At 67.2% G+C, this 18,724-nt stretch carries 21 protein-coding genes; 9 read left to right on the forward strand and 12 right to left on the reverse strand.

Annotated elements, in window-relative coordinates; translation table 11 throughout:
- Positions 1-94 precede the first annotated feature (94 nt).
- Positions 95-1,504 (reverse strand): signal recognition particle-docking protein FtsY, encoded by a 1,410-nt coding sequence (gene ftsY / locus ACSQ9E_RS01885; protein ID WP_436216741.1) that lies wholly within the window; start codon positions 1,502-1,504, stop codon positions 95-97.
- A gap of 27 nt (positions 1,505-1,531) precedes the next feature.
- Here ftsY and ACSQ9E_RS01890 point away from each other — a divergent pair, with 27 nt between their 5' ends.
- The 4 genes from ACSQ9E_RS01890 to coaD all read left to right on the forward strand — a co-directional run bounded on the left by ACSQ9E_RS01890 (position 1,532) and on the right by coaD (position 6,012).
- A complete protein-coding gene (locus ACSQ9E_RS01890) occupies positions 1,532-3,013 on the forward strand; it encodes a M16 family metallopeptidase (RefSeq protein ID WP_428003708.1) in 1,482 nt (493 codons plus the stop codon).
- Positions 3,014-3,032: 19 nt separating this feature from the next.
- The gene (locus ACSQ9E_RS01895; protein WP_057268007.1) at positions 3,033-4,376 is read left to right on the forward strand and encodes a M16 family metallopeptidase; all 1,344 of its coding nucleotides are present in this window, start codon (positions 3,033-3,035) and stop codon (positions 4,374-4,376) included.
- Entirely contained in the window at positions 4,373-5,098 is a 726-nt protein-coding gene (gene rsmD, locus ACSQ9E_RS01900) for a 16S rRNA (guanine(966)-N(2))-methyltransferase RsmD (RefSeq protein WP_057268008.1), read from the forward strand. Before ACSQ9E_RS01895 ends, rsmD begins: the two co-directional genes overlap by 4 nt.
- A gap of 410 nt (positions 5,099-5,508) precedes the next feature.
- Positions 5,509-6,012 (forward strand): pantetheine-phosphate adenylyltransferase, encoded by a 504-nt coding sequence (gene coaD / locus ACSQ9E_RS01905; RefSeq protein ID WP_057201858.1) that lies wholly within the window; start codon positions 5,509-5,511, stop codon positions 6,010-6,012.
- 4 nt (positions 6,013-6,016) lie between these two features.
- Here the strand turns inward: coaD and ACSQ9E_RS01910 are convergent, their stop codons facing one another.
- From ACSQ9E_RS01910 to ACSQ9E_RS01935, 6 genes are all read right to left on the reverse strand, one after another.
- The gene (locus ACSQ9E_RS01910; protein WP_057202500.1) at positions 6,017-6,760 is read right to left on the reverse strand and encodes an alpha/beta fold hydrolase; all 744 of its coding nucleotides are present in this window, start codon (positions 6,758-6,760) and stop codon (positions 6,017-6,019) included.
- Positions 6,761-6,824: 64 nt separating this feature from the next.
- Entirely contained in the window at positions 6,825-7,952 is a 1,128-nt protein-coding gene (locus ACSQ9E_RS01915) for a zinc-binding metallopeptidase family protein (protein ID WP_436216742.1), read from the reverse strand.
- 166 nt (positions 7,953-8,118) lie between these two features.
- A complete protein-coding gene (locus tag ACSQ9E_RS01920; protein ID WP_057201860.1) occupies positions 8,119-8,436 on the reverse strand; it encodes a BON domain-containing protein in 318 nt (105 codons plus the stop codon).
- 170 nt (positions 8,437-8,606) lie between these two features.
- A complete protein-coding gene (locus ACSQ9E_RS01925) occupies positions 8,607-8,996 on the reverse strand; it encodes a DUF883 family protein (protein ID WP_057201861.1) in 390 nt (129 codons plus the stop codon).
- A gap of 55 nt (positions 8,997-9,051) precedes the next feature.
- Positions 9,052-9,216: a DUF1328 domain-containing protein gene (locus ACSQ9E_RS01930; protein ID WP_082604153.1), complete on the reverse strand. Its 165-nt coding sequence runs from the start codon at positions 9,214-9,216 to the stop codon at positions 9,052-9,054.
- Between the two features lie 279 nt (positions 9,217-9,495).
- Positions 9,496-10,869, reverse strand: a complete 1,374-nt coding sequence (locus ACSQ9E_RS01935) for a sensor histidine kinase (RefSeq protein WP_436216743.1) — start codon at positions 10,867-10,869, stop codon at positions 9,496-9,498.
- Between the two features lie 123 nt (positions 10,870-10,992).
- Between ACSQ9E_RS01935 and ACSQ9E_RS01940 the strand changes: the two genes are divergently transcribed.
- Positions 10,993-11,625: a response regulator gene (locus ACSQ9E_RS01940; protein WP_057201863.1), complete on the forward strand. Its 633-nt coding sequence runs from the start codon at positions 10,993-10,995 to the stop codon at positions 11,623-11,625.
- 115 nt (positions 11,626-11,740) lie between these two features.
- Here the strand turns inward: ACSQ9E_RS01940 and ACSQ9E_RS01945 are convergent, their stop codons facing one another.
- From ACSQ9E_RS01945 to gpmA, 4 genes are all read right to left on the reverse strand, one after another.
- Complete coding sequence (locus ACSQ9E_RS01945) at positions 11,741-12,157, reverse strand: response regulator (RefSeq protein WP_057201864.1); 417 nt, start codon at positions 12,155-12,157, stop codon at positions 11,741-11,743.
- A gap of 111 nt (positions 12,158-12,268) precedes the next feature.
- Positions 12,269-13,018, reverse strand: a complete 750-nt coding sequence (locus ACSQ9E_RS01950; RefSeq protein WP_057268009.1) for a HesA/MoeB/ThiF family protein — start codon at positions 13,016-13,018, stop codon at positions 12,269-12,271.
- Between the two features lie 135 nt (positions 13,019-13,153).
- Positions 13,154-14,590 (reverse strand): S41 family peptidase, encoded by a 1,437-nt coding sequence (locus ACSQ9E_RS01955; protein WP_057201866.1) that lies wholly within the window; start codon positions 14,588-14,590, stop codon positions 13,154-13,156.
- Positions 14,591-14,718: 128 nt separating this feature from the next.
- The gene (gene gpmA, locus ACSQ9E_RS01960) at positions 14,719-15,462 is read right to left on the reverse strand and encodes a 2,3-diphosphoglycerate-dependent phosphoglycerate mutase (protein ID WP_057268010.1); all 744 of its coding nucleotides are present in this window, start codon (positions 15,460-15,462) and stop codon (positions 14,719-14,721) included.
- Positions 15,463-15,534: 72 nt separating this feature from the next.
- On the opposite strand from gpmA, the gene ACSQ9E_RS01965 reads away from it, so the two are divergent.
- The 4 genes from ACSQ9E_RS01965 to ACSQ9E_RS01980 all read left to right on the forward strand — a co-directional run bounded on the left by ACSQ9E_RS01965 (position 15,535) and on the right by ACSQ9E_RS01980 (position 17,926).
- Entirely contained in the window at positions 15,535-15,942 is a 408-nt protein-coding gene (locus ACSQ9E_RS01965; RefSeq protein ID WP_179683659.1) for a rhodanese-like domain-containing protein, read from the forward strand.
- Between the two features lie 76 nt (positions 15,943-16,018).
- Positions 16,019-16,279, forward strand: a complete 261-nt coding sequence (grxC, locus tag ACSQ9E_RS01970; RefSeq protein WP_057202502.1) for a glutaredoxin 3 — start codon at positions 16,019-16,021, stop codon at positions 16,277-16,279.
- Positions 16,280-16,401: 122 nt separating this feature from the next.
- Positions 16,402-16,860 (forward strand): protein-export chaperone SecB, encoded by a 459-nt coding sequence (secB, locus tag ACSQ9E_RS01975; protein ID WP_057201869.1) that lies wholly within the window; start codon positions 16,402-16,404, stop codon positions 16,858-16,860.
- A gap of 55 nt (positions 16,861-16,915) precedes the next feature.
- Positions 16,916-17,926 (forward strand): NAD(P)H-dependent glycerol-3-phosphate dehydrogenase, encoded by a 1,011-nt coding sequence (locus ACSQ9E_RS01980; RefSeq protein ID WP_436216744.1) that lies wholly within the window; start codon positions 16,916-16,918, stop codon positions 17,924-17,926.
- Here ACSQ9E_RS01980 and ACSQ9E_RS01985 read toward each other — a convergent pair whose 3' ends face one another.
- A complete protein-coding gene (locus ACSQ9E_RS01985) occupies positions 17,927-18,616 on the reverse strand; it encodes an N-acyl amino acid synthase FeeM domain-containing protein (RefSeq protein ID WP_436216745.1) in 690 nt (229 codons plus the stop codon).
- Positions 18,617-18,724: the final 108 nt, after the last annotated feature.

Raw genomic sequence — 18,724 nt, forward strand, 5'->3', positions numbered from 1 at the left:
CCTCCCCGTAGCCTGTGGCGACGTTCCATCATGTGGCAATTGCTGCCAGCGGTAAATGCAAATTTGGTGGGGTTTACGCCTCCCGGCGCCCCGATCAGGTCAGCAGCGCCTGGGCGAACTCGCGCGCGTTGAAGGTTTCGAGGTCTTCGAGCTTCTCGCCCACGCCGATGAAGTACACGGGAATCGGGCGCTCCTGCGCGATGGCGGCCAGCACCCCGCCCTTGGCGGTGCCGTCGAGCTTGGTGACGATGAGGCCGGTGAGCTGCAGCGCATCGTCGAAGGCGCGCACCTGGGCCAGGGCGTTCTGGCCGGTGTTGCCGTCGATCACCAGCAGCACCTCGTGTGGGGCGGTGGCGTCGGCCTTGGTCACCACGCGGCGGATCTTCTTGAGCTCTTCCATCAGGTGCAGCTGCGTGGGCAGGCGCCCGGCGGTATCGACCAGCACCACATCCTTGCCGCGGGCCTTGCCTGCCGTGACGGCGTCAAAGCTCACGGCGGCGGGATCACCGCCCTCCTGGCTGACGATCTCCACGGTGTTGCGGTCGGCCCAGACGCCGAGCTGCTCGCGCGCCGCTGCGCGGAAGGTGTCGGCCGCCGCCAGCAGCACCGCCGCGCCTTCGCCAGACAGGTGCCTGGTCAGTTTGCCGATGGACGTGGTCTTGCCCGCCCCGTTGACCCCCGCCACCATGATCACGGTGGGCGTGTACTGGCCGATGACCAGCGCTTTTTCCAGCGGGCGCAGCAGATCGGCCAGGGCGTCGGCCAGCAGGCCCTTGACCAGGGCCGGGTCGGTGGTCTTGCTGTCCTTGACGCGGCGCTTGAGGTCGGCCAGCAGGTGCTGCGTGGCCTTGACGCCGGTGTCGGCCATGAGCAGGGCCTCTTCGAGCTCCTCGTACAGCGCATCGTCGATCTGCGTGCCGGTGAACACCGTGGCGATGCTGCTGCCGGTCTTGCGCAGGCCGAGCTTGAGCCGGTCGAGCCAGCCCTTGCGCTCGGCCACTACGGGGGCAGCAGGCACCGGGGCCACCACGGGCGGCGGTGCGGGAATCGGCACCGGGGGGGGCACCACCGGTGCAGAGGCCGCCACAGGTGCCGCAACCGGGCGCGGCTCGGGGGAGGGCACCCAGGCGACAGGTGCTGCCGGCGTGGGGGCTGGCGTGGACGGCGGCACAGCCGTGGCGGGCGCCGGCGCAATGGTGACAGGCGGTGTCCAGGGTGCGGGTGCCCCAGGCACTGGCGCTGCCAAGGGGGCAGTGGCCGGGGCGGGTACGGCAGGTGCCGGGGCGATCGGCGGCGCTGGCGCGGGCTCCGCCTTCCCGCCAAAGGGATTGCGCAGCCAGCCCAGGCCGGGTATGGCCGGTGCGGGCGCTGGGGCCGAGGCAGGTTGCGGCGCGGGAGGCTCGGGCTGGGCCACGGGTGCAAGGACTCCGGGCGCGGCCGCAGATGAGGGCTCATCGGCAGGGGCGGGCGAGGTGGGGGGCTTTTTCTTGAAAAAACTGAACATTGGCGGGTTCTTAGAATCAGCCATTCTATGAAACGCGCTTTCACCCTACTGGGCCTGCTGGCCTGCCTCGGCGCCGGAGCCACCACCACCGTGGTTTCTCCGGGTTCCCATCCATCGTCTGCAGCGGGCGGGGCCGTCGTGGCGCCGCCGGGGCCGGGAGGTGCCGGGCCGCGTGCCACGGCCTCCGGCGCGCAGCAATTCACGCTGGCCAACGGCATGCAGCTCATCGTGCAGCCCGACCACCGGGCTCCCACGGCGGTGCACATGGTCTGGGTGCGGGTGGGCTCCATCGACGAGGTGGACGGCACCTCCGGCGTGGCCCATGCCCTGGAGCACATGATGTTCAAGGGGTCGAAGAAGGTGCCGCCCGGCGACTTCTCGCGCCGCGTGGCGGCCCTGGGCGGGCGCGAGAACGCCTTTACCAGCCGTGACTACACGGGCTACTACCAGCAGATCCCGGCCAACCGGCTGGAGGACGTGATGCGCCTCGAATCCGACCGTTTCGCCAATAACCAGTGGCCCGACGCCGAGTTCAAGAAGGAAATCGAGGTCATCAAGGAGGAGCGCCGCATGCGCACCGAGGACCAGCCCCACGCCGTGCTGGCCGAGCAGCTGTTTGCCGCCACCTTCAACGCCTCGCCCTACCGCCGGCCCATCATCGGCTGGATGAGCGACCTCGACTCCATGACACCCGGCGACGTGCGCGCCTTCCACCGCCAGTGGTACACGCCCACGAATGCGGTGGTGGTGGTCGCGGGCGACGTGGACCCTGCCAAGGTCCGCGCCCTGGCCGAAAAATACTACGGCAAGCTGCCCACGCACGCGCTGCCCGAGCGCAAGCCGCGCACCGAGCCCGAGCAGAAAGGCATGCGCCGGCTGGAGGTGAAGGCCCCCGCCGAGCAGGCCTACGTGGCCCTGGCGTTTCGCGTGCCGGGCCTCTCCCGTGTGGAGAACCTGCAGGAATCCGACCGCGACGCGCTGTCGCTGATGGTGCTGTCGGCGGTGCTCAGCGGCTACGACGGGGCGCGCCTTGAACGGGCCCTGAGCCAGGGCGACAAGCGCGTGGCCGACAGCGCCGACAGCTCTGCCATGCTCACCGGGCGCGGTCCCTCGCTGTTCATGCTGACCGGGGTGCCGGCCGACGGCAAGACCGCCCGGCAGGTCGAGGACGGCCTGCGCGCCGAAGTGGCGCGCCTGGCCAGCGAAGGCGTGAGCGAGGCCGAACTGGCGCGCGTGAAGACGCAGTGGATCGCCTCCACCGTGTACGAGCGCGATTCGGTGCACAGCCAGGCCCAGGAGCTGGGCGGCAACTGGATACAGGGCTACCCGCTCGACGTGCAGGAGCGCCTGCTGGAGCTGCTGCGCACGGTGACGCCGGCCCAGGTGCAGGCCGTGGCCGCCAAGTACTTCGGCGACGATCAGCTGACCGTGGCGACGCTGCTGCCCCAGCCGCTGGCCGCCAATGCCCGTCCCCGCCCGGCCATCGCCCCCGGCGCTGCCGTTCATTGAGAAAGCTGGGTCCCCTTCCATGATCAAGTTCAAGAAATTCGCGGCCAGCGCCTTGCTGGCCAGCACCTGCGCACTGCTCGCCAGCCCGGCCTGGGCGCTGCTGCCCATCCAGCAATGGACCGAGGCCAACGGCGCCCGGGTGTGGCTGGTCGAAAGCCCGGTCATCCCCATGGTGGACGTGCAGATCGACTTCGACGCCGGCAGCCGCCGCGACCCGGCCGGCCAGTCCGGCCTGGCCAGCGCCACGGCCTCCATGGCCTCCAAGGGCGTGAAGGCGCAGGGCGCCGAGCCCGCCCTGGACGAGAACGCCCTGGGCGAGGCCTGGGCCGACCTGGGCGCCAGCTTCGGGGCCGGTGCCGACAACGATGCCACGCACTATTCGCTGCGTTCGCTGACCGACCCGCCGCTGCTGGACAAGGCCGCGCGCCTGGCCGCACGCCAGATCGCCGAGCCCAGCTGGCCCGCCGACATCTGGGAGCGCGACCGCGCCCGCTGGAGCGCGAGCATCAAGGAGTCGAACACGCGCCCCGCCACCGTGGCCGAGAACGCCTTCGGCGCGGCGGTGTACGGCAGCCACCCGTATGGCGTGCGCACGACGGAAGAGACGCTGTCGCGCATCACCGTGCCGGACATGCAGGCCTTCCATGCCAGCGCCATCGAGGCCTGCCGCGCCAAGGTGAGCATCGTCGGCGCTGTGACGCGGGCCCAGGCGCAGACGCTGGTGGCCACGCTGCTGTCGCGCCTGCCTGCATCGGCGTCCTGCGCACCTCTGCCTGCCGTGGGTGAGATTGCTGCGCTGACCGCACCGGTGGAGAAGACCATCCCCTTCGCCTCCGCACAGGCGCACGTGCTGATCGGGCAACCCGGCTTTCCGCGCCGCGACCCCGATTTCATCGCACTGCTGGTGGGCAACCACATCCTGGGCGGTGGCGGCTTCGTCTCGCGCCTGACCAACGAGGTGCGTGAAAAGCGCGGCCTGAGCTACAGCGTGTACAGCTACTTCGCGGGCGGCCTGCACTCCGGGGCCTTCACCATCGGCCTGCAGACGCGGCCCGACCAGGCGGCCCAGGCTGTGAAGGTCTCGCGCGACGTGCTCGCCCGCTTCGTGGCCGATGGCCCCACCGCAGCCGAGCTGCGCGCCGCCAAGGACAACCTGATCGGCGGCTTCGCGCTGCGCATCGACAGCAACAAGAAACTCTTGGGCAATGTGGCCAACATCGCCTGGAACGACCTGCCGCTCGACTACCTGGACCGCTGGACCGAGCGCGTTGACGCCCTCACCGTGGCCGACATCCGCGCCGCCATGCAGCGCAAGCTGCAGCCTGAGCGCATGGTGACCGTGGTGGTGGGAGGCAAGCCATGAGCCGCTCCATACTGCGCACAGGCGCCATCAGCGCAGAGATCCGCAAGGCCCAGGCCGCAGCCGCTGTCGCGCCCACGGCCAAGAACGCCAAGCAAGGCGCTGCCACCAAGGACAAGGCAGCCGCTGCGGCTGCGCCCAAGGGTGCGGGCGAAATCCGCATCATTGGCGGGCAATGGAAGCGCACCCGCCTGCCAGTGGCCCAGCGCCCGGGCCTGCGGCCCACGCCCGACCGGGTGCGCGAGACCCTGTTCAACTGGCTGGGCCAGGACCTGACGGGCTGGCGCTGCCTGGATGCCTTTGCCGGCACCGGCGCCCTGGGCCTGGAGGCCGCCTCGCGCGGCGCGGCGGCCGTGCAACTGGTGGAGAGCGATGCCGCGCTGGTGGCGCAACTGCACACCCTGCAGCAGCGCCTGGAGGCCAGGGCCGTGCGCGTGCAGCGCGGCGACGGCATTGCCGCGCTGCGCCAGGCCGCCCCCGGCAGCCTGGACTTGGTGCTGATCGACCCGCCTTTCGACAGCAAGCTGTTCGAATCGGCGCTGGAGGCGGCTGGCAAGGCCGTGGCCGCCAGCGGCTACGTGTACCTGGAGGCCCCGGTCGCCTGGACCGATGAAGGCCTGGCCGCCAGCGGCCTGGTGGTCTACCGCCACCTCAAGGCCGGTGCGGTGCACGCCCACCTGCTGCGGCCCGTGGGCGCCGCGGCTGTGCCTGGAGAGGCCGGCTGAGCTTCGTTCGCGCTGGCGCGCGCCTTGATGTGTCAACTGGTGGGGCGAGAGCCTGGCTACAGCCTTTTCGGCGCTGCGCATGTGCCTTGCCGGGATGGGATGCTAGGCGCGGTGCGCAGCCAATAGCGCGGCTATTGGCAAGCGCCGCAACGCCGCAGACCGCCCGGCAAGGCACTTGCCCGAAGGGTCGGGGCGAAATCGGCGATTGAACGCTCCGGCTGTTTGAACGAGCGTAGCCCATGCGGCGCACCCGCAGCATCCACCCCTCCCGATTTCGCTCCGACGCAGCGCCGAAAAGGCTGTAGCCAGGCTCCATGTTGCAGTGCACTGCATAATGCGCCCAAGCGGCCCGGCAGGCCCACAAGAGGCCGGGGCCAGTGCCAATTCCGCCGTACAGGAGACAACCCGCCATGGCCCAGAACGTGCTCGCCGTCTATCCCGGAACCTTTGACCCCATCACCCTGGGCCATGAAGACGTGGTGCGCAGGGCCACCCAGTTGTTCGAACGCGTGATCGTCGCCGTGGCGGCCGGCCACCACAAGAAGACCTTGTTCAGCCTGGAAGAGCGCATCGACATGGTGCGCGAGGCGGTCAAGGGCTACCCCCAGGTGCAGGTGGAAAGTTTTTCGGGCCTGCTGCGCGACTTCGTCGTGTCGCGCGGCGGCAAGGCCATGGTGCGCGGCCTGCGCGCCGTGACCGACTTCGACTACGAGTTTCAGCTCGCCGGCATGAACCGCAGCCTGATGCCCCAGGTGGAAACCGTTTTCCTGACCCCCAGCGACAAGTACCAGTTCATCAGCAGCACCTTTGTGCGCGAAATCGCGGTGCTGGGCGGCGAGGTGACCAAGTTCGTCTCGCCCTCGGTGCAGGAGCGTCTGGCCGTGAAGGTGCGCAGCCTGGCGCCCCAGACCTGAGGGGTCAGCCCGTCCAGCCGCCGCGCTGCAGCCACTGGGTGAGCAGCGTGTTGACCACCTCGGGCCGCTCCATGGTCAGCATGTGGCCGCAGTCGGCCACCACCTCGAATTCGGCGCCAGGGACCAGGCCCGCGATCTCCTCGGAGCAGACCAGCGGCGTGAGCTGGTCCGCTTCGCCGCAGACCACCAGCACGGGGCATTTCACCTGGGGAAGGTGCAGGCGGGCGTCCGGGCGCACGATGACGGCGCGGTTCTGGCGCACCAGTTGCTCGGCGCCTGCGCGCAGCACGAAATCCAGGTAGTCCTGCACCAGGTCGGCCCGCGCCGCGCCGCTGGGGTGAAAGGCGAAGGCCACGTTGGGCTCGATCACCTCGCGCACGCGCCCCTGCTCGAACAGCGCGATGGCCGCTTCGCGCAGCGCCTGCATCTCGGGGGTCTCCGGTCGGGCGGTGGTGCCCAGCAGGGCCAGCCCGACCACTCGGCCCGGTGCCTGCCGGGCTGCTTCCATGGCGATCATGCCGCCCATCGAGGCGCCGCACAGCAGCAGGGGGCCGGGGTATTGCGCGAGCAACAGGGCCGCCATGGCCTGCACGGTCGTGGCTTCGGGCCGGGTGTGCACTTCGGTGATCTCCGGGCGCAAGGCCGCTGGCAGTACCGCGCGCTGAAAGCGCCACATGGTCGCGTCGCCCGCCAAGCCTGGAATCAGCAGCAGTTGCGGAGCAGGGCTGGGAGGCGGATTGGTCGTCATGGCAGTCATCGTCGTCGGGGTCGTCATCATCAGGGACAGCGCAGGGGCGGGGCCTTCCTGCCGCTCATCCCACAGCGCTGGTGGCCGGGTGGGATGGCGCGTTGCTGCTGCCGCTGGACTGTGCTCCCTGCACGATGTCGTGCACGAAGCGCAGCTTGACCATGGCCCCGGAAGACAGGGCAAACGGGTAGGCATCGTCCTGCCCGAGGCTGCGGTTGAGGCTGTTGAGCAGCAAGGTCAGCGGCACCCATTGGCGCACCATGTCGTGAAAGTCCGGGTGGTTGGCCACGAACGGGTCGGTCACATGGTGGCGCATGGCCATGTGCGGGTCGGGCACGGTCACTGCGGTCTGGTAGCTGGCAGCGGTTTCCAGCAGGTCCACCATGTGCAGGTAGTGGGCCCAGGTTTCGGCCCAGTCTTCCCATGGGTGGGCGGCGGCATAGGCGCTGACATGGTTCAGGAACCAGTCGTTGCCATTGCTGCCCTTGGCATAGTGCGCATCGAGCGCGGCGGCGTAGTCCTGCCGCTCGTCACCGAACACTGCGCGGAACGCGTCCAGCCGGTGGCCATCGCGCACCAGCTGGTCCCAGTAGAAATGGCCGGACTCATGGCGCAGGTGGCCGATCAGGGTGCGGTAAGGTTCGCCCAGCGCGATGCGCCGGCGTGCACGCTCGTCGTCATCGGCTTCGGCCACGTTGAGGGTGATGGTGCCGCCCTGGTGGCCGGTGAGGATGGCGGGGCCCCCCAGCATATCGGCCAGGAACTCGAACACCGGCCCGTAGCGGCCTGGGGCCGGCTCCAGCCCCAGGCGGGCGAGGGTGTAGAACAGCTGGCGCTTGGCGCCCTCGATCTGTTTCCAGCGGCGCAGGTTGGCCATGTCCGACAGATCGGGCAGCAGGCGCGTCTGCCGGCACGACACGCACAGCTGGGCATAGTCGTTGGACGGCACGGCGAAGTTGCATGCGTCGTAGGTGGTGTGGTTGTGGCACATGCGATACAGCCGGCCGCTGTACTGCGCTGTACCCCGCTCACCCAGGCGCCGCCACAGGTCCGGGCCATCCTGGGGGGCCGGCGTCAGCGCCGCCATCGTCTGCTGGTCGGGCAGAAAGGCCAGCGCGCTGCCACAGTGCAGGCATTGCACGCTATCGAAAAACACCAGATGACCGCAGTGGTCGCAATTGAATACCCGCATGGGCTGAGCTTAAACCCAGACGCCGTGCGACAGTGGACTCAATGGAGGGTCTTCCATGCAAATGGGGCTCCAAGCCATGCCGCAATGGCAAAAGCAGGCCCGGCGGTGAAGCCGGAGCCTGCTTTTGGGCCATCAGCGGTTTTCACCGGCCGATGGCGGGCGTCGTTCAGGGACGAACGACGATGCTGTTGCGCACTTCGCGCACATGCTTGGTGTTGCGGGCAATGTTTTCAGCCTGGTTCTTCTCGGAGGCGGACTTGGCGAAGCCCGACAGCTGTACCGTGCCGTTGAGCGTTTCCACGCTGATCGAGGTGGCGGAAACGGACTTGTCTTCAGCCATCTTGGCCTTCACGGCGGTGGTGATGCCTGCGTCATCGACGTAGGAGCCCACAGTTTGCTGGTCGCGTGCCACCGAGCAGCCCGTGGCGGTGACGATGGTGAGGCCGGCAACTGCGGCAAAGGCGAGGGCACGTGCGTATTTCATGGTTTTTCCTTCTTCAGTGGTATTGGGAACGCGGGTGCTTTGGCAATTTCAATCAACCGGTCTTTTGCACCCTCCATGACCGGCTGACTGTAGGTTCTGGAACACTGGCCTGTGGCCCCTGTCCCAGTAAATTTCGGGTTCGTCGGCGGTTGCTTGCCCGCCGGCTGGATTCAATAGCTGCGGCGGCGCGATGCCCACAGGATCAGGCTGGCGGTCAGGGCCCCCACGCCGGCAGCGATGACGATCGACTTGCCGGGCTGCTCGGCCACGTACTTGCTGGTCGCATCGGCCACGTCCTGCACCTGGCGGCGGGCGCGGGCGCTGGCTTCGGCCGCGTAGTCGATGCTGCGGCTGGCCAGTTCCTGGGCGCGTGCGGCCAGATCGTCGATGGCAGGGTCGGCTTCCCGGCGCAGCGCACGGACCTTGCTTTCTGCCTTGTCCAGTGATCCATTGGCGAGGTTGCGCGTGCTTTGCACTGCATCCTGGGCGCTTTGCAGCACGTCGTCGGTCAGGGTGCGGGCGCTTTCGGCAACCTTGTTGGTGGCGGATTGGATGGTCATTGGTTCACTCCTTGGTGTAGACGATGGGATGGTCGGCAAGCTGGGAGGGGGCTTTTCAGCCCCTTCGCAGCAGGCCCACGACGAAGGTGACAACGGCCATGATCACGAACACGAAGAACAGGATCTTGGCGATACCCACGGCACCTGCGGCAATGCCGCCGAAGCCGAAGAGGGCTGCGATCAGTGCGATGACCAGAAAAACGACGGCGTAGTGCAGCATGTGCTTCTCCATTGGGGCCGGACATCCGGCGAGAGGTTCAGTTAGCGCCTTTCGTTGGCGCCTGACTCCAATGTAGGTGGCCGGTGTCGGGCAGGATGCCGGTGGCCGGCGCGCCGTTTTGTCGGTGGCTGGACGCCCGCCTTGTAGGACAGCGGCTTGCTGGATGGAGCCGGGCGGGTCGTGGGCTGGCGAACCGGGGGATTGCCCTTTCCCCAGTCCTGCTGTTGCGGCAGGGGAAAAGGCTTTCAGGACGGGGCAGGTGCGCCTGCTGCGCGCCGGTCAGGCGGGGCTGTGCTGCAGCGGCAGAATGGCCGAGACCAGCGCGCCATTGCCAGGCCGCGAGGTGATGGTCAGGCGCCCGCCGGCCGCCTCCACGCGGTGGCGCATGCCGGCCAGGCCATGGGAGGACGGGTTCACGCTGGCCGGGTCGAACCCCTGGCCATCGTCGCGCACCTGCACGGCCACGTGCTTGGGGTGGCTGTGCACAGAGACCAGCACCTTCTGCGCCTTGGCGTATTTGCCGATGTTGGTGAGCGATTCCTGCACCAGCCGGTAGACGGTCAGTTGTGTGGTGTCTGGCAGCTGCACAGGCTCCAGGCTGGTTTCCACCTCGATGCCGGCGCGTTCGCCGTACTCGCGCGCAAGGATCTCGATGGCGGCCGTCAGCCCCAGGTTGGACAGCGACGAGGGGCGCAGGTCTTCGATGATGCGGCGCTTGAGCGCAATGCCGCTGTTGAGTGTCTCGGTCAGGTGGCGCAGGCGCTCGGCGATCTCGGGCACCTGGATGTCGATCTTGGATTTGAGGCGCGCCACGTCGAGCTTGGCCGCCGTGAGCAGGGCGCCCAGTTCGTCGTGCAGTTCGCGCGCCAGGTGCCCCCGTTCGTCTTCGCGCACCTGCTGCAGGTGGCTGGCCAGCTCGGACAGCGTGGCCGTGCGCTCGCGCACCAGGCCTTCGAGCCGGTCGCGCTCGCGCTCCAGCAGCAGTTGCTCGCGCAGGCTGAACTGCTGCAGCGCGGTGGCCTGGCGCAGGTACATGAAGAACGCCAGCAGCCCGATGGCGGTGACGGTGGCGATGCCGATGCGCGAGAGCATCAGCGAGCGCAGCACCTGCGCCTGCCCCTGCTTGACAACGACGGCGCTGCGGTCGATGAGGGCCTGTGCATGCTTGCGGATGGCCTCCATGTTCTCCATGCCCACGTCGGTGTGCAGGATGAACTTCCAGGCATCTTCGTTGCCCTGGCGGCGCAGTTTGAGGCTGAGCTCCATCTCGGCGAGCTTGCGCGAGATCTGGCGCGACAGCAGCGACAGCTCCTGCATGTCGTCGGGCGAGTCGAGGAACTGGTTGCGCAGGTTGTCGAGGTCCTGCTGCACGCTGGCCAGCGCCTTGTCGTAGGGTTCGAGGTAGCGGTCGTTGCCGGTGAGCAGGTAGCCACGCTGCCCGGTCTCGGCATCGAGCATGCTCTGCAGCAGCCGGTTCAAGGCCCCGTGCGTCACCTGGCCATGGGCCATCTGCGTGACGGCGCCCTGCGATCGCATGTGGCCGACCTCGTTGATCCCCACCAGCACCATGGCCGCGAGCAGTGCCATCGGCAGGCTCAGGGCCATTTTGCGGACTTTGGGAAGCAAGTCCTTGGAGATCTCATGCAAATTCATATGCGTTATTCTGGATAATGTCCACAGACCAGCTGACGGCGCTGCCAAATGGCGGGTGATCTGAACGCAGGTGCATTCAACAAAGATTGGGAGGGGCAAGCCTTCTCCCCGAAAGAACGCTCAATGATCAAGATCGGCATTGTGGATGACCATGCAATTGTTCGCTCCGGACTTCGCCAGTTCCTGTCCGAGCACGTGGACCTGCGCGTGGAAGGCGAGGCCTCCAACGGCCGCGAAGCCATCGACCTGGTGCGCACCCACGAAATCGACGTGCTGCTGATGGATCTGTCCATGCCCGGCCAGAGCGGCCTGGATGCGCTGGCCATGCTGCGCGCCAAGGCGCCCGACATGGGTATTTTGATCCTCAGCGGCTACCCGGAGGAGCATTACGCCATCAATCTCATCCGCCAGGGGGCCAGCGGCTACCTGAACAAGGAATGCGACCCCTCCGAGATCGTGGAAGCCATCCGCATCATCGCCCTGGGCAAACGCTACCTCACGCCCGCCGTGGCGGACCTGCTGGCCCAGCAGCTCAACCGCAAGGACGACGCCCCGCCGCACGAGCAGTTGTCGGAGCGCGAGTTCCAGGTGTTCCTCAAGCTGGCCAAGGGCGAGACGGCCGGTGACATCGCCAAGTCGCTGTCGCTGAGCGTGAAGACGGTAAGCACCTACCGCACGCGCCTGATGGAAAAGATGAGCCTGTCGTCCAACAGCGACCTGACCTACTACGCGCTCAAGAACCGCCTGATCGATTGAGCGCAAGGCCACCTGGCTGCAAGGGGGCCGCAGCTTCCGCGCCGCCCTTGCCCTGCCCAGGCAGGCGCGCTTCTTCATCAAGGCTAGAGTGCGTGCTGGCGGTGCGCCAGCGCGCTCAAGGCGTGCCGCGCACGGGCGTGCGGGCGTCGGGGGAGGGGTGTACGCTGCCATGCTCTATGCAGTAGTCCACCAGGGCATCGATTTCGTTGGATTTGTCGAACACCGCATCCACGCCCAGTTGGGCGCAGCGCATGCGGATGTCGGGGGTGGCATAGTTGCTCAGCACCACCATCTTCTGGTGGGGCCTGCGGTCGCGGCAGGCGGCCAGCACGCCCAGGCCACTGCCTTGGCGCAGGAACAGGTCCACGATGGCCAAGTCCCACTGTTCCTGGTGGCCGGTGAGCCAGCCCTTGCCTTCGTCTTCGGTTTCCGCCACCCCCACCGCCTCGACGGATGCCAGTTCTTCCAGAGTACCGATGAGGTTCTCGCGGATGGTGGCATTGTCTTCAACGATGTACGTGCGGAGTTTCACTACGGATCCAGGTGACGGTCGGTGCAGCCAAGCGTTGGCCCGGTTCTGAATTTAACCGAAGTGCCTCTTACATTCTGACAGCGGCTGCACGCAGGCTGTGTAGGAGTGCTCCTACGGTGACGCACACACAACACATCCGGGTGCTCGCTCCACGTGCATGGTGCTCCATTCCATCGAGCGGCCATCCAGCATCATCAGCCGCCCGGCCAGCGTGGTGCCCACCCCGGTGATCAGCTTCAGCGCCTCAGCCGCCTGCATGGTCCCGATGATGCCGACCAGGGGCGCGAACACCCCCATGAGCGCGCAGCTGACCTCCTCGAACTGCGCGTCCGGCGGGAAGATGCAGGCGTAGCAGGGTGCCTTGCCGTTGCGCGGGTCGATCACCGTGATCTGGCCATCGAAGCGGATCGCCGCCCCCGCCACCAGCGGCACGCCGTGGCGCACGCAGGCTGCGTTGACCGCATGGCGGGTGGCGTAGTTGTCGCTGCAGTCCAGCACCACGCTGGCGCCGGGCAGCAGTTCGTTGAGCAGGGCCGCATCGGCGCGGGCCTTGATGGCCCGGACCTGGACTTCGGGGTTGATGGCCGCCACCGCCTGCGCGGCCGACTGCACCTTGGGCGTGCCCACGCGCGCCGTGGTGTGCGCGATCTGGCGCTGCAGGTTGGTCAGGTCCACCGTGTCATCGTCCACCAGCGTGATGCGGCCCACGCCGGCGGAGCCCAGGTACAGCGCCGCAGGCGAGCCCAGGCCCCCGGCGCCGATGATGACGGCATGGGCGGCCAGCACGCGCTCCTGCCCCTCGATGCCGATCTCGTCGAGCAGGATGTGGCGCGAATAGCGCAGGAGTTGGTCGTCGGTCATGGGGCGAGGTTGGGTGCTGCAGGTCGGGCTGCGATTGTGCGGGAGATTGCCTGCGCGCGATGGCAGGCGTGAAAAAGGCCGGACTCCCTGGGGAGGCCGGCCTTGTGCGGGTTTGGGCTGCGCTCAGCGAAGAGCTCAGTTTTCCTTCTTGTCTTCCTTGCGCTCGGTCAGCGTCTTGCTGACCAGCACGGGGCGGCCCTTGAGCTGGTTCAGGGCCTGCACGAGCTGGAAGTCCTTGTCGGTGCCGAACTCGGGCGCCTTGCGGTCGGCGGCCGGCTTCTTGGCCTCTTCTTCCAGGCGTTTGCGGGCTTCTTCGCGGGCCTTTTCACGGGCGGCGTCTTTCTTTTCCTCGCCCTGGCCGCTGCCCAGGTGCTTGTCCAGGTCGGCTTCGCGCATGCGCAGGGCGGCGAACACGTTGCCTTCCTCGGACTCGTCGATCATCACGTCGGGCACGATGCCCTTGGCCTGGATCGACTTGCCGCTCGGCGTGTAGTAGCGCGCCGTGGTCAGCTTGATGCCCGTGTCCGGACCCAGGGGGCGCACGGTCTGCACCGAGCCCTTGCCGAAGGTCTGGCTGCCCATGATGGTGGCACGCTTGTGGTCCTGCAGCGCGCCGGCCACGATTTCGCTGGCCGAGGCCGAGCCTTCATTCACCAGCACCACCATGGGCACCGACTTGATGGAGGCGGGCAGGCGGCGCAGCGGGTCGCCGCCGCTGCGGCGCTGGTAGTACTCGGGCGCTGCCTTGTAGGTGGACTTGCTCTCGGCCAACTGGCCATTGGTGGTGACCACCGTGACGTTGTCGGGCAGGAAGGCGGCGGAGATGGCCACGGCCGCGTCGAGCAGGCCACCCGGGTCGTTGCGCAGGTCCAGCACCAGGCCCTTGATGTTGGGGTCCTGCTTGTACATCTCTTCCATCTTGCGCACGAAGTCGTCGACCGTGCGTTCCTGGAACTGCGACAGGCGGATCCACGCGTAGCCGGGTTCGATCACCTTGCCCTTGACGGACTGGGTCTTGATCTCTTCGCGCGTGATGGTCACCGGGAAGGTGCGGCTCTCGTCCTTGCGGAAGATGGTGAGCGTGACCTTGGTGTTGGGCTCGCCGCGCATGCGCTTGACGGCGTCGTTGAGCGCCAGGCCCTTCACGGCCGTTTCATCGATCTGGGTGATCAGGTCGTTGGGCTTGAGGCCAGCGCGGAACGCGGGCGAGCCTTCGATGGGGGAGACCACCTTGATGAGCCCATCCTCCTGCGTGATCTCGATGCCCACGCCGACGAAGCGGCCCGACGTACCTTCGCGGAATTCCTTGAAGGACTTCTTGTCGAAATACTGCGAGTGCGGGTCCAGGCTGGCCACCATGCCGGAGATGGCATCGGTGATGAGCTTCTTGTCGTCCACCGGCTCGACATAGTCGGTCTTGACCAGGCCGAACACGGCCGAGAGTTGCTGGATTTCTTCCAGAGGCAGTGGGGTCATGGCGCCGCGCGCGACGGTCTGCAATGACACCGTGGTGAGCGCTCCGGCCACCACGCCTACCGATACCCATCCTGCAATTTTGAGTTTTTGGCCCATAGAACACCTTTTGCCGCGTCAATATACACCTTGGAAGGGCCAAACCCGCCGCAGTTCCGCGCCGGGACTCGCTTTCAGGCGTTTTAAGGGTTTTATCAGCGGGCTTTACACCCGCTTCACGCCCTTTCTTACGCCTTGCCTTGCGAAGCGACTGCCGCAGCGGCCTTGGCCGCCGCTTCAGCGTCACCCAGATAGTAGTGGCGTATGGGCTTGAGGTCGGCATCGAGCTCGTATACCAGTGGAATCCCGTTGGGAATGTTCAGGCCCACGATCGCATCGTCCGAGATGTTGTCCAGGTACTTGACCAGGGCGCGGATCGAGTTGCCGTGCGCCGCCACCACCACGCGCTTGCCGCCCTGGATGGCCGGAGCGATGGATTCGCTCCAGAAGGGCAGCACGCGCGCCACGGTGTCCTTGAGGCATTCGGTCAGCGGCACCTGGCCGGCATCCAGGCGGGCGTAGCGCACGTCGCTGCGCTCGCTGCGCGGGTCCGTGGCTTCCAGCGCCGGTGGCGGCGTGTCATAGCTGCGGCGCCACACCAGCACCTGCGCGTCACCGTACTGCTTGGCCATGTCGGCCTTGTTCAGGCCCTGCAGCGCGCCGTAATGGCGCTCGTTCAGGCGCCAGCTGTGCACCACGGGCAGCCAGGTGCGGTCCATTTCATCCAATGTGTGCCACAGGGTGCGCGTGGCGCGCTTGAGCACGCTGGTGTAGGCCACGTCGAACTCGTACCCCTCGGCCTTGAGCAGGCGCCCGGCGTTCTTGGCCTGGTCCACGCCGGTGGGGGTCAGGTCCACGTCGGTCCAGCCGGTGAAGCGGTTTTCAAGGTTCCAGGTGGATTCGCCGTGGCGGATCAGTACGAGTTTGTGCATGGTTTCCCTTGGAGAAGCGGGTCAAAACCATACATTCTAAAATTGCGCTGTTCGCCAACCCAAGGAATCCCCGTGAAATTCATTATCGACAACTGGTATCTGTTCTTCGTTGCACTGGCTTCGGGCGGCATGCTGATGTGGCCTTTGCTCAAGAACGCCAGTGGTGGCACGCTTTCGCCCGCTGGTGCCGTGCAGCTCATCAACCGCGAAAAAGCCGTCGTCATCGACGTCTGCGAGACCGAGGAATTCGCGGCCGGCCACGTGGGTGGTGCCAAGAACGTCCCCCTGAACCAGCTCGAAGAGCGCCTGCCGACCACGGTGAAGAACAAGGCCCTGCCGCTGGTGCTGGTATGCGCCACGGGCGCGCGCGCCAACCGCGCCGTGGGCATCGCCAAGAAGCTCGGCTACGAGAACGTCCAGGCCCTGGCCGGTGGCCTCAAGGCCTGGCGCGAAGCCAGCATGCCGGTTGAAAAGGCCTGAGAAGCCCCTAGATAAAAGGCATGGGCGCCTGGCGCCCCCCTCCGCCGCCGCAGCCCCTCTACGAAAGATGCCCGCCATGCAACCCGTGAAGATGTACACCACCGCCGTCTGCCCCTACTGCATCCGCGCCAAGCAGATCCTCAAGTCCAAGGGCGTGGAGCAGATCGAGGAGATCCGCATCGACACCGACCCAGCGGCCCGCAACACCATGATGGAGATCACCGGGCGCCGTACCGTGCCCCAGATTTTCATTGGCGACACCCATGTCGGCGGCCACGATGACCTGGTGGCGCTGGATGGGCGCGGTGGCCTGATGCCATTGCTGGGTGCGCAGTGATCGCTTAGGCCCGTTCCCGGGCGCTGCATAATGCAGCCCCATGTGCCCGCTGCGGGAGCTCTTCCCCGGCGGGTTTTGTTTTGCCACACACGCTCGTTCTGAGCACAAGAGACTTGTCAACCATGGCCGACCAAGAGAACCCCGTTTTCCAGATCCAGCGCGTCTACCTCAAGGACATGTCGCTGGAACAACCGAACTCGCCCGGCATCCTGCTGGAGCAGGAACAACCCAGCGTGGACATCCAGCTGGGCGTGGAAGCCACTCCCGTGGCCGAAGGCATCTTCGAAGTGGCCGTGACCGCCACGGTGCAGACCAAGGTCAAAGACAAGACCGTGTTCCTGGTCGAAGCCAAGCAGGCCGGCATCTTCGAGATCCGCAACATTCCTGAAGACCAGATGGGCGCCATCATGGGCATCGCCTGCCCGCAGATCGTGTACCCCTACCTGCGCGGCAACGTGGCCGATCTGATCAACCGCGCCGGCTTCCCGCCTGTGCACCTGGCCGAAATCAACTTCCAGGCCATGTTCGAACAGCAACAGGCTGCGGCTGCGGGCAATCCGTCGCCCATCATCACGCAGTAAGCGTGGTTCGCGGGGACGCAGCATGCCGTCCCCGCCGCTTGATCTCCCTATCGCGATGAAAATCCTTGTTCTGGGCGCTGGCGCCTGGGGCTCTGCCGTGGCCATGGGCGCCGCGCAGCACCCTGCCGGCCATGCCGTTACGCTGTGGGCGCGCGACGCCGCGCAACTGGCCGGCATGCAGGCGGGCCGCGAGAATGCGCGCTACCTTCCCGGCATGGCCTTTCCCCCGACGCTGGCGCTGGCCGGCGGGGACTTTGCCGCGCCCGCAGGCGCGGCCGATCTGGTCATTGTGGCCACGCCCATGTCGGCCCTGCGTGGCATGCTGCAGGCGCTGCGCGACTGTTCGGCACCCGTGGCCTGGCTGTGCAAGGGCTTTGAATCGGTGGCCGGCGACGCGCCTGGCCGTTTCGGCCTGCTGGCCCACGAAGTACGGGCCGAGGTCGCACCCCAGCTCAAGGCTGGGGCCCTGAGTGGCCCGAGCTTTGCCCAGGAAGTGGCGCGCGGCCAGCCCACGGCCCTGGTGGCGGCCAGCGAGCACGCCAGCGTGCGCGATGCCCTGGTGGATGCATTCCACAGCCCCAGCGTGCGCGTCTATGCCAACGAGGACATCGTGGGCGTGGAAGTCGGCGGGGCAGTAAAAAATGTGCTGTCCATCGCCACCGGCCTGTGCGACGGGCTGGAGCTGGGCTTGAACGCCCGCGCTGCGCTCATCACGCGCGGCCTGGCCGAGATGACGCGGCTGGGCCTGGCGCTGGGCGCGCGGGCCGATACCTTCATGGGCCTGTCGGGCCTGGGTGACCTCGTGCTGACCGCCACGGGCGATCTTTCGCGCAATCGCCGCGTGGGCCTGCTGCTGGCCCAGGGCCAGACCCTGGCGCAGGCCGTGGAATCGCTCGGCCACGTGGCCGAAGGCGTCTACAGTGCGCGCACGGTGGCCCAGCGCGCCCGGCTGCTGGGCGTGGACATGCCCATCACCGATGCCGTGGTAGCCCTGCTCGATGGCCGGCTGCAGCCTGCAGAGGCGGTCGCGCAGCTCATGGGCCGCGGCCCGCGCGAAGAAATTTGATCAATTGCCCGCCGAGAGGCGGCGCAGCAGCCCCTCCTCGTCATCGGGGTGGAAGAAATAGGGATAGAAGCTGCGCTCCTGCGCCGACAGGCCGGGACGGCCGCCGAACTGGTCGATCAGGCGGCGCCCCTTGTTGCCATCCATGTGCAGCAGCACGGCCGGGGCGCCCACGCGCTGGCACAGGCGCGCCGATCCCACCGGGTCGAAGCGCAGCATGCGCATGTAGAACGGTGCATGGCGCGGGTTCACCTCGATCACGATATCGGTCGCCCGGCGTGCGCGGAAGGCCACGATGAAGGCGATGTGGAAGATGGCGCCCAGCACCTGCTTGGAGCGCACGCCCGGGTCCATGGCGAGCTTGCCGATCTCGCAGATGCGGGCGCCGCGCGCGCGCAACTCGCCGATGAATTCGGGAAACTGCTCTGCCGCAGCCAGGTCTCCGTCATCGAGCCGCACGGAGATGGTGCCTGCGGGCTGACCATCGATCTGCACAACCAGGCTGCTCAGGTCGAAGTCGTGCGTCAGTGTGGCCTGCATTTTGTAGCCCCTGCTGGCGTACATGCGCGCCAAAAGGCCCTGGCCCTTGCGCGACAGGCGGATCTTGCAGGTCTTGGTCTCGGTAGTGCCCAGGCGGCTCAGGTACTCGCCCGGGTATTCCAGTTCGAAGATGGTCCGTTCTTCCACTTGCATGGCAGGCTCCTTTCGGTGTCTCCATGTACCTTGTCTGACGCGCCGAAAGGCGTAGACCAGGGCATGGAAGCAACCAGCGTAGCGGCGACGGGGGCCATCGGCAAACAT

This window comes from Acidovorax sp. LjRoot118, from assembly GCF_964253575.1.
In the GTDB taxonomy this organism is placed as follows: Bacteria; Pseudomonadota; Gammaproteobacteria; order Burkholderiales; family Burkholderiaceae_C; genus Acidovorax.

What these genes read in the sequence shown, in the direction of transcription:
- ftsY (WP_436216741.1), bottom strand. Translation starts at nt 1,504, where the DNA reads ATGTTCAGTTTTTTCAAGAAAAAGCCCCCCACCTCGCCCGCCCCTGCC.
- ACSQ9E_RS01890 (WP_428003708.1), top strand. Translation starts at nt 1,532, where the DNA reads ATGAAACGCGCTTTCACCCTACTGGGCCTGCTGGCCTGCCTCGGCGCC.
- ACSQ9E_RS01895 (WP_057268007.1), top strand. Translation starts at nt 3,033, where the DNA reads ATGATCAAGTTCAAGAAATTCGCGGCCAGCGCCTTGCTGGCCAGCACC.
- rsmD (WP_057268008.1), top strand. Translation starts at nt 4,373, where the DNA reads ATGAGCCGCTCCATACTGCGCACAGGCGCCATCAGCGCAGAGATCCGC.
- coaD (WP_057201858.1), top strand. Translation starts at nt 5,509, where the DNA reads ATGGCCCAGAACGTGCTCGCCGTCTATCCCGGAACCTTTGACCCCATC.
- ACSQ9E_RS01910 (WP_057202500.1), bottom strand. Translation starts at nt 6,760, where the DNA reads ATGACGACCAATCCGCCTCCCAGCCCTGCTCCGCAACTGCTGCTGATT.
- ACSQ9E_RS01915 (WP_436216742.1), bottom strand. Translation starts at nt 7,952, where the DNA reads ATGCGGGTATTCAATTGCGACCACTGCGGTCATCTGGTGTTTTTCGAT.
- ACSQ9E_RS01920 (WP_057201860.1), bottom strand. Translation starts at nt 8,436, where the DNA reads ATGAAATACGCACGTGCCCTCGCCTTTGCCGCAGTTGCCGGCCTCACC.
- ACSQ9E_RS01925 (WP_057201861.1), bottom strand. Translation starts at nt 8,996, where the DNA reads ATGACCATCCAATCCGCCACCAACAAGGTTGCCGAAAGCGCCCGCACC.
- ACSQ9E_RS01930 (WP_082604153.1), bottom strand. Translation starts at nt 9,216, where the DNA reads ATGCTGCACTACGCCGTCGTTTTTCTGGTCATCGCACTGATCGCAGCC.
- ACSQ9E_RS01935 (WP_436216743.1), bottom strand. Translation starts at nt 10,869, where the DNA reads ATGAATTTGCATGAGATCTCCAAGGACTTGCTTCCCAAAGTCCGCAAA.
- ACSQ9E_RS01940 (WP_057201863.1), top strand. Translation starts at nt 10,993, where the DNA reads ATGATCAAGATCGGCATTGTGGATGACCATGCAATTGTTCGCTCCGGA.
- ACSQ9E_RS01950 (WP_057268009.1), bottom strand. Translation starts at nt 13,018, where the DNA reads ATGACCGACGACCAACTCCTGCGCTATTCGCGCCACATCCTGCTCGAC.
- ACSQ9E_RS01955 (WP_057201866.1), bottom strand. Translation starts at nt 14,590, where the DNA reads ATGGGCCAAAAACTCAAAATTGCAGGATGGGTATCGGTAGGCGTGGTG.
- gpmA (WP_057268010.1), bottom strand. Translation starts at nt 15,462, where the DNA reads ATGCACAAACTCGTACTGATCCGCCACGGCGAATCCACCTGGAACCTT.
- grxC (WP_057202502.1), top strand. Translation starts at nt 16,019, where the DNA reads ATGCAACCCGTGAAGATGTACACCACCGCCGTCTGCCCCTACTGCATC.
- secB (WP_057201869.1), top strand. Translation starts at nt 16,402, where the DNA reads ATGGCCGACCAAGAGAACCCCGTTTTCCAGATCCAGCGCGTCTACCTC.
- ACSQ9E_RS01980 (WP_436216744.1), top strand. Translation starts at nt 16,916, where the DNA reads ATGAAAATCCTTGTTCTGGGCGCTGGCGCCTGGGGCTCTGCCGTGGCC.
- ACSQ9E_RS01985 (WP_436216745.1), bottom strand. Translation starts at nt 18,616, where the DNA reads ATGCAAGTGGAAGAACGGACCATCTTCGAACTGGAATACCCGGGCGAG.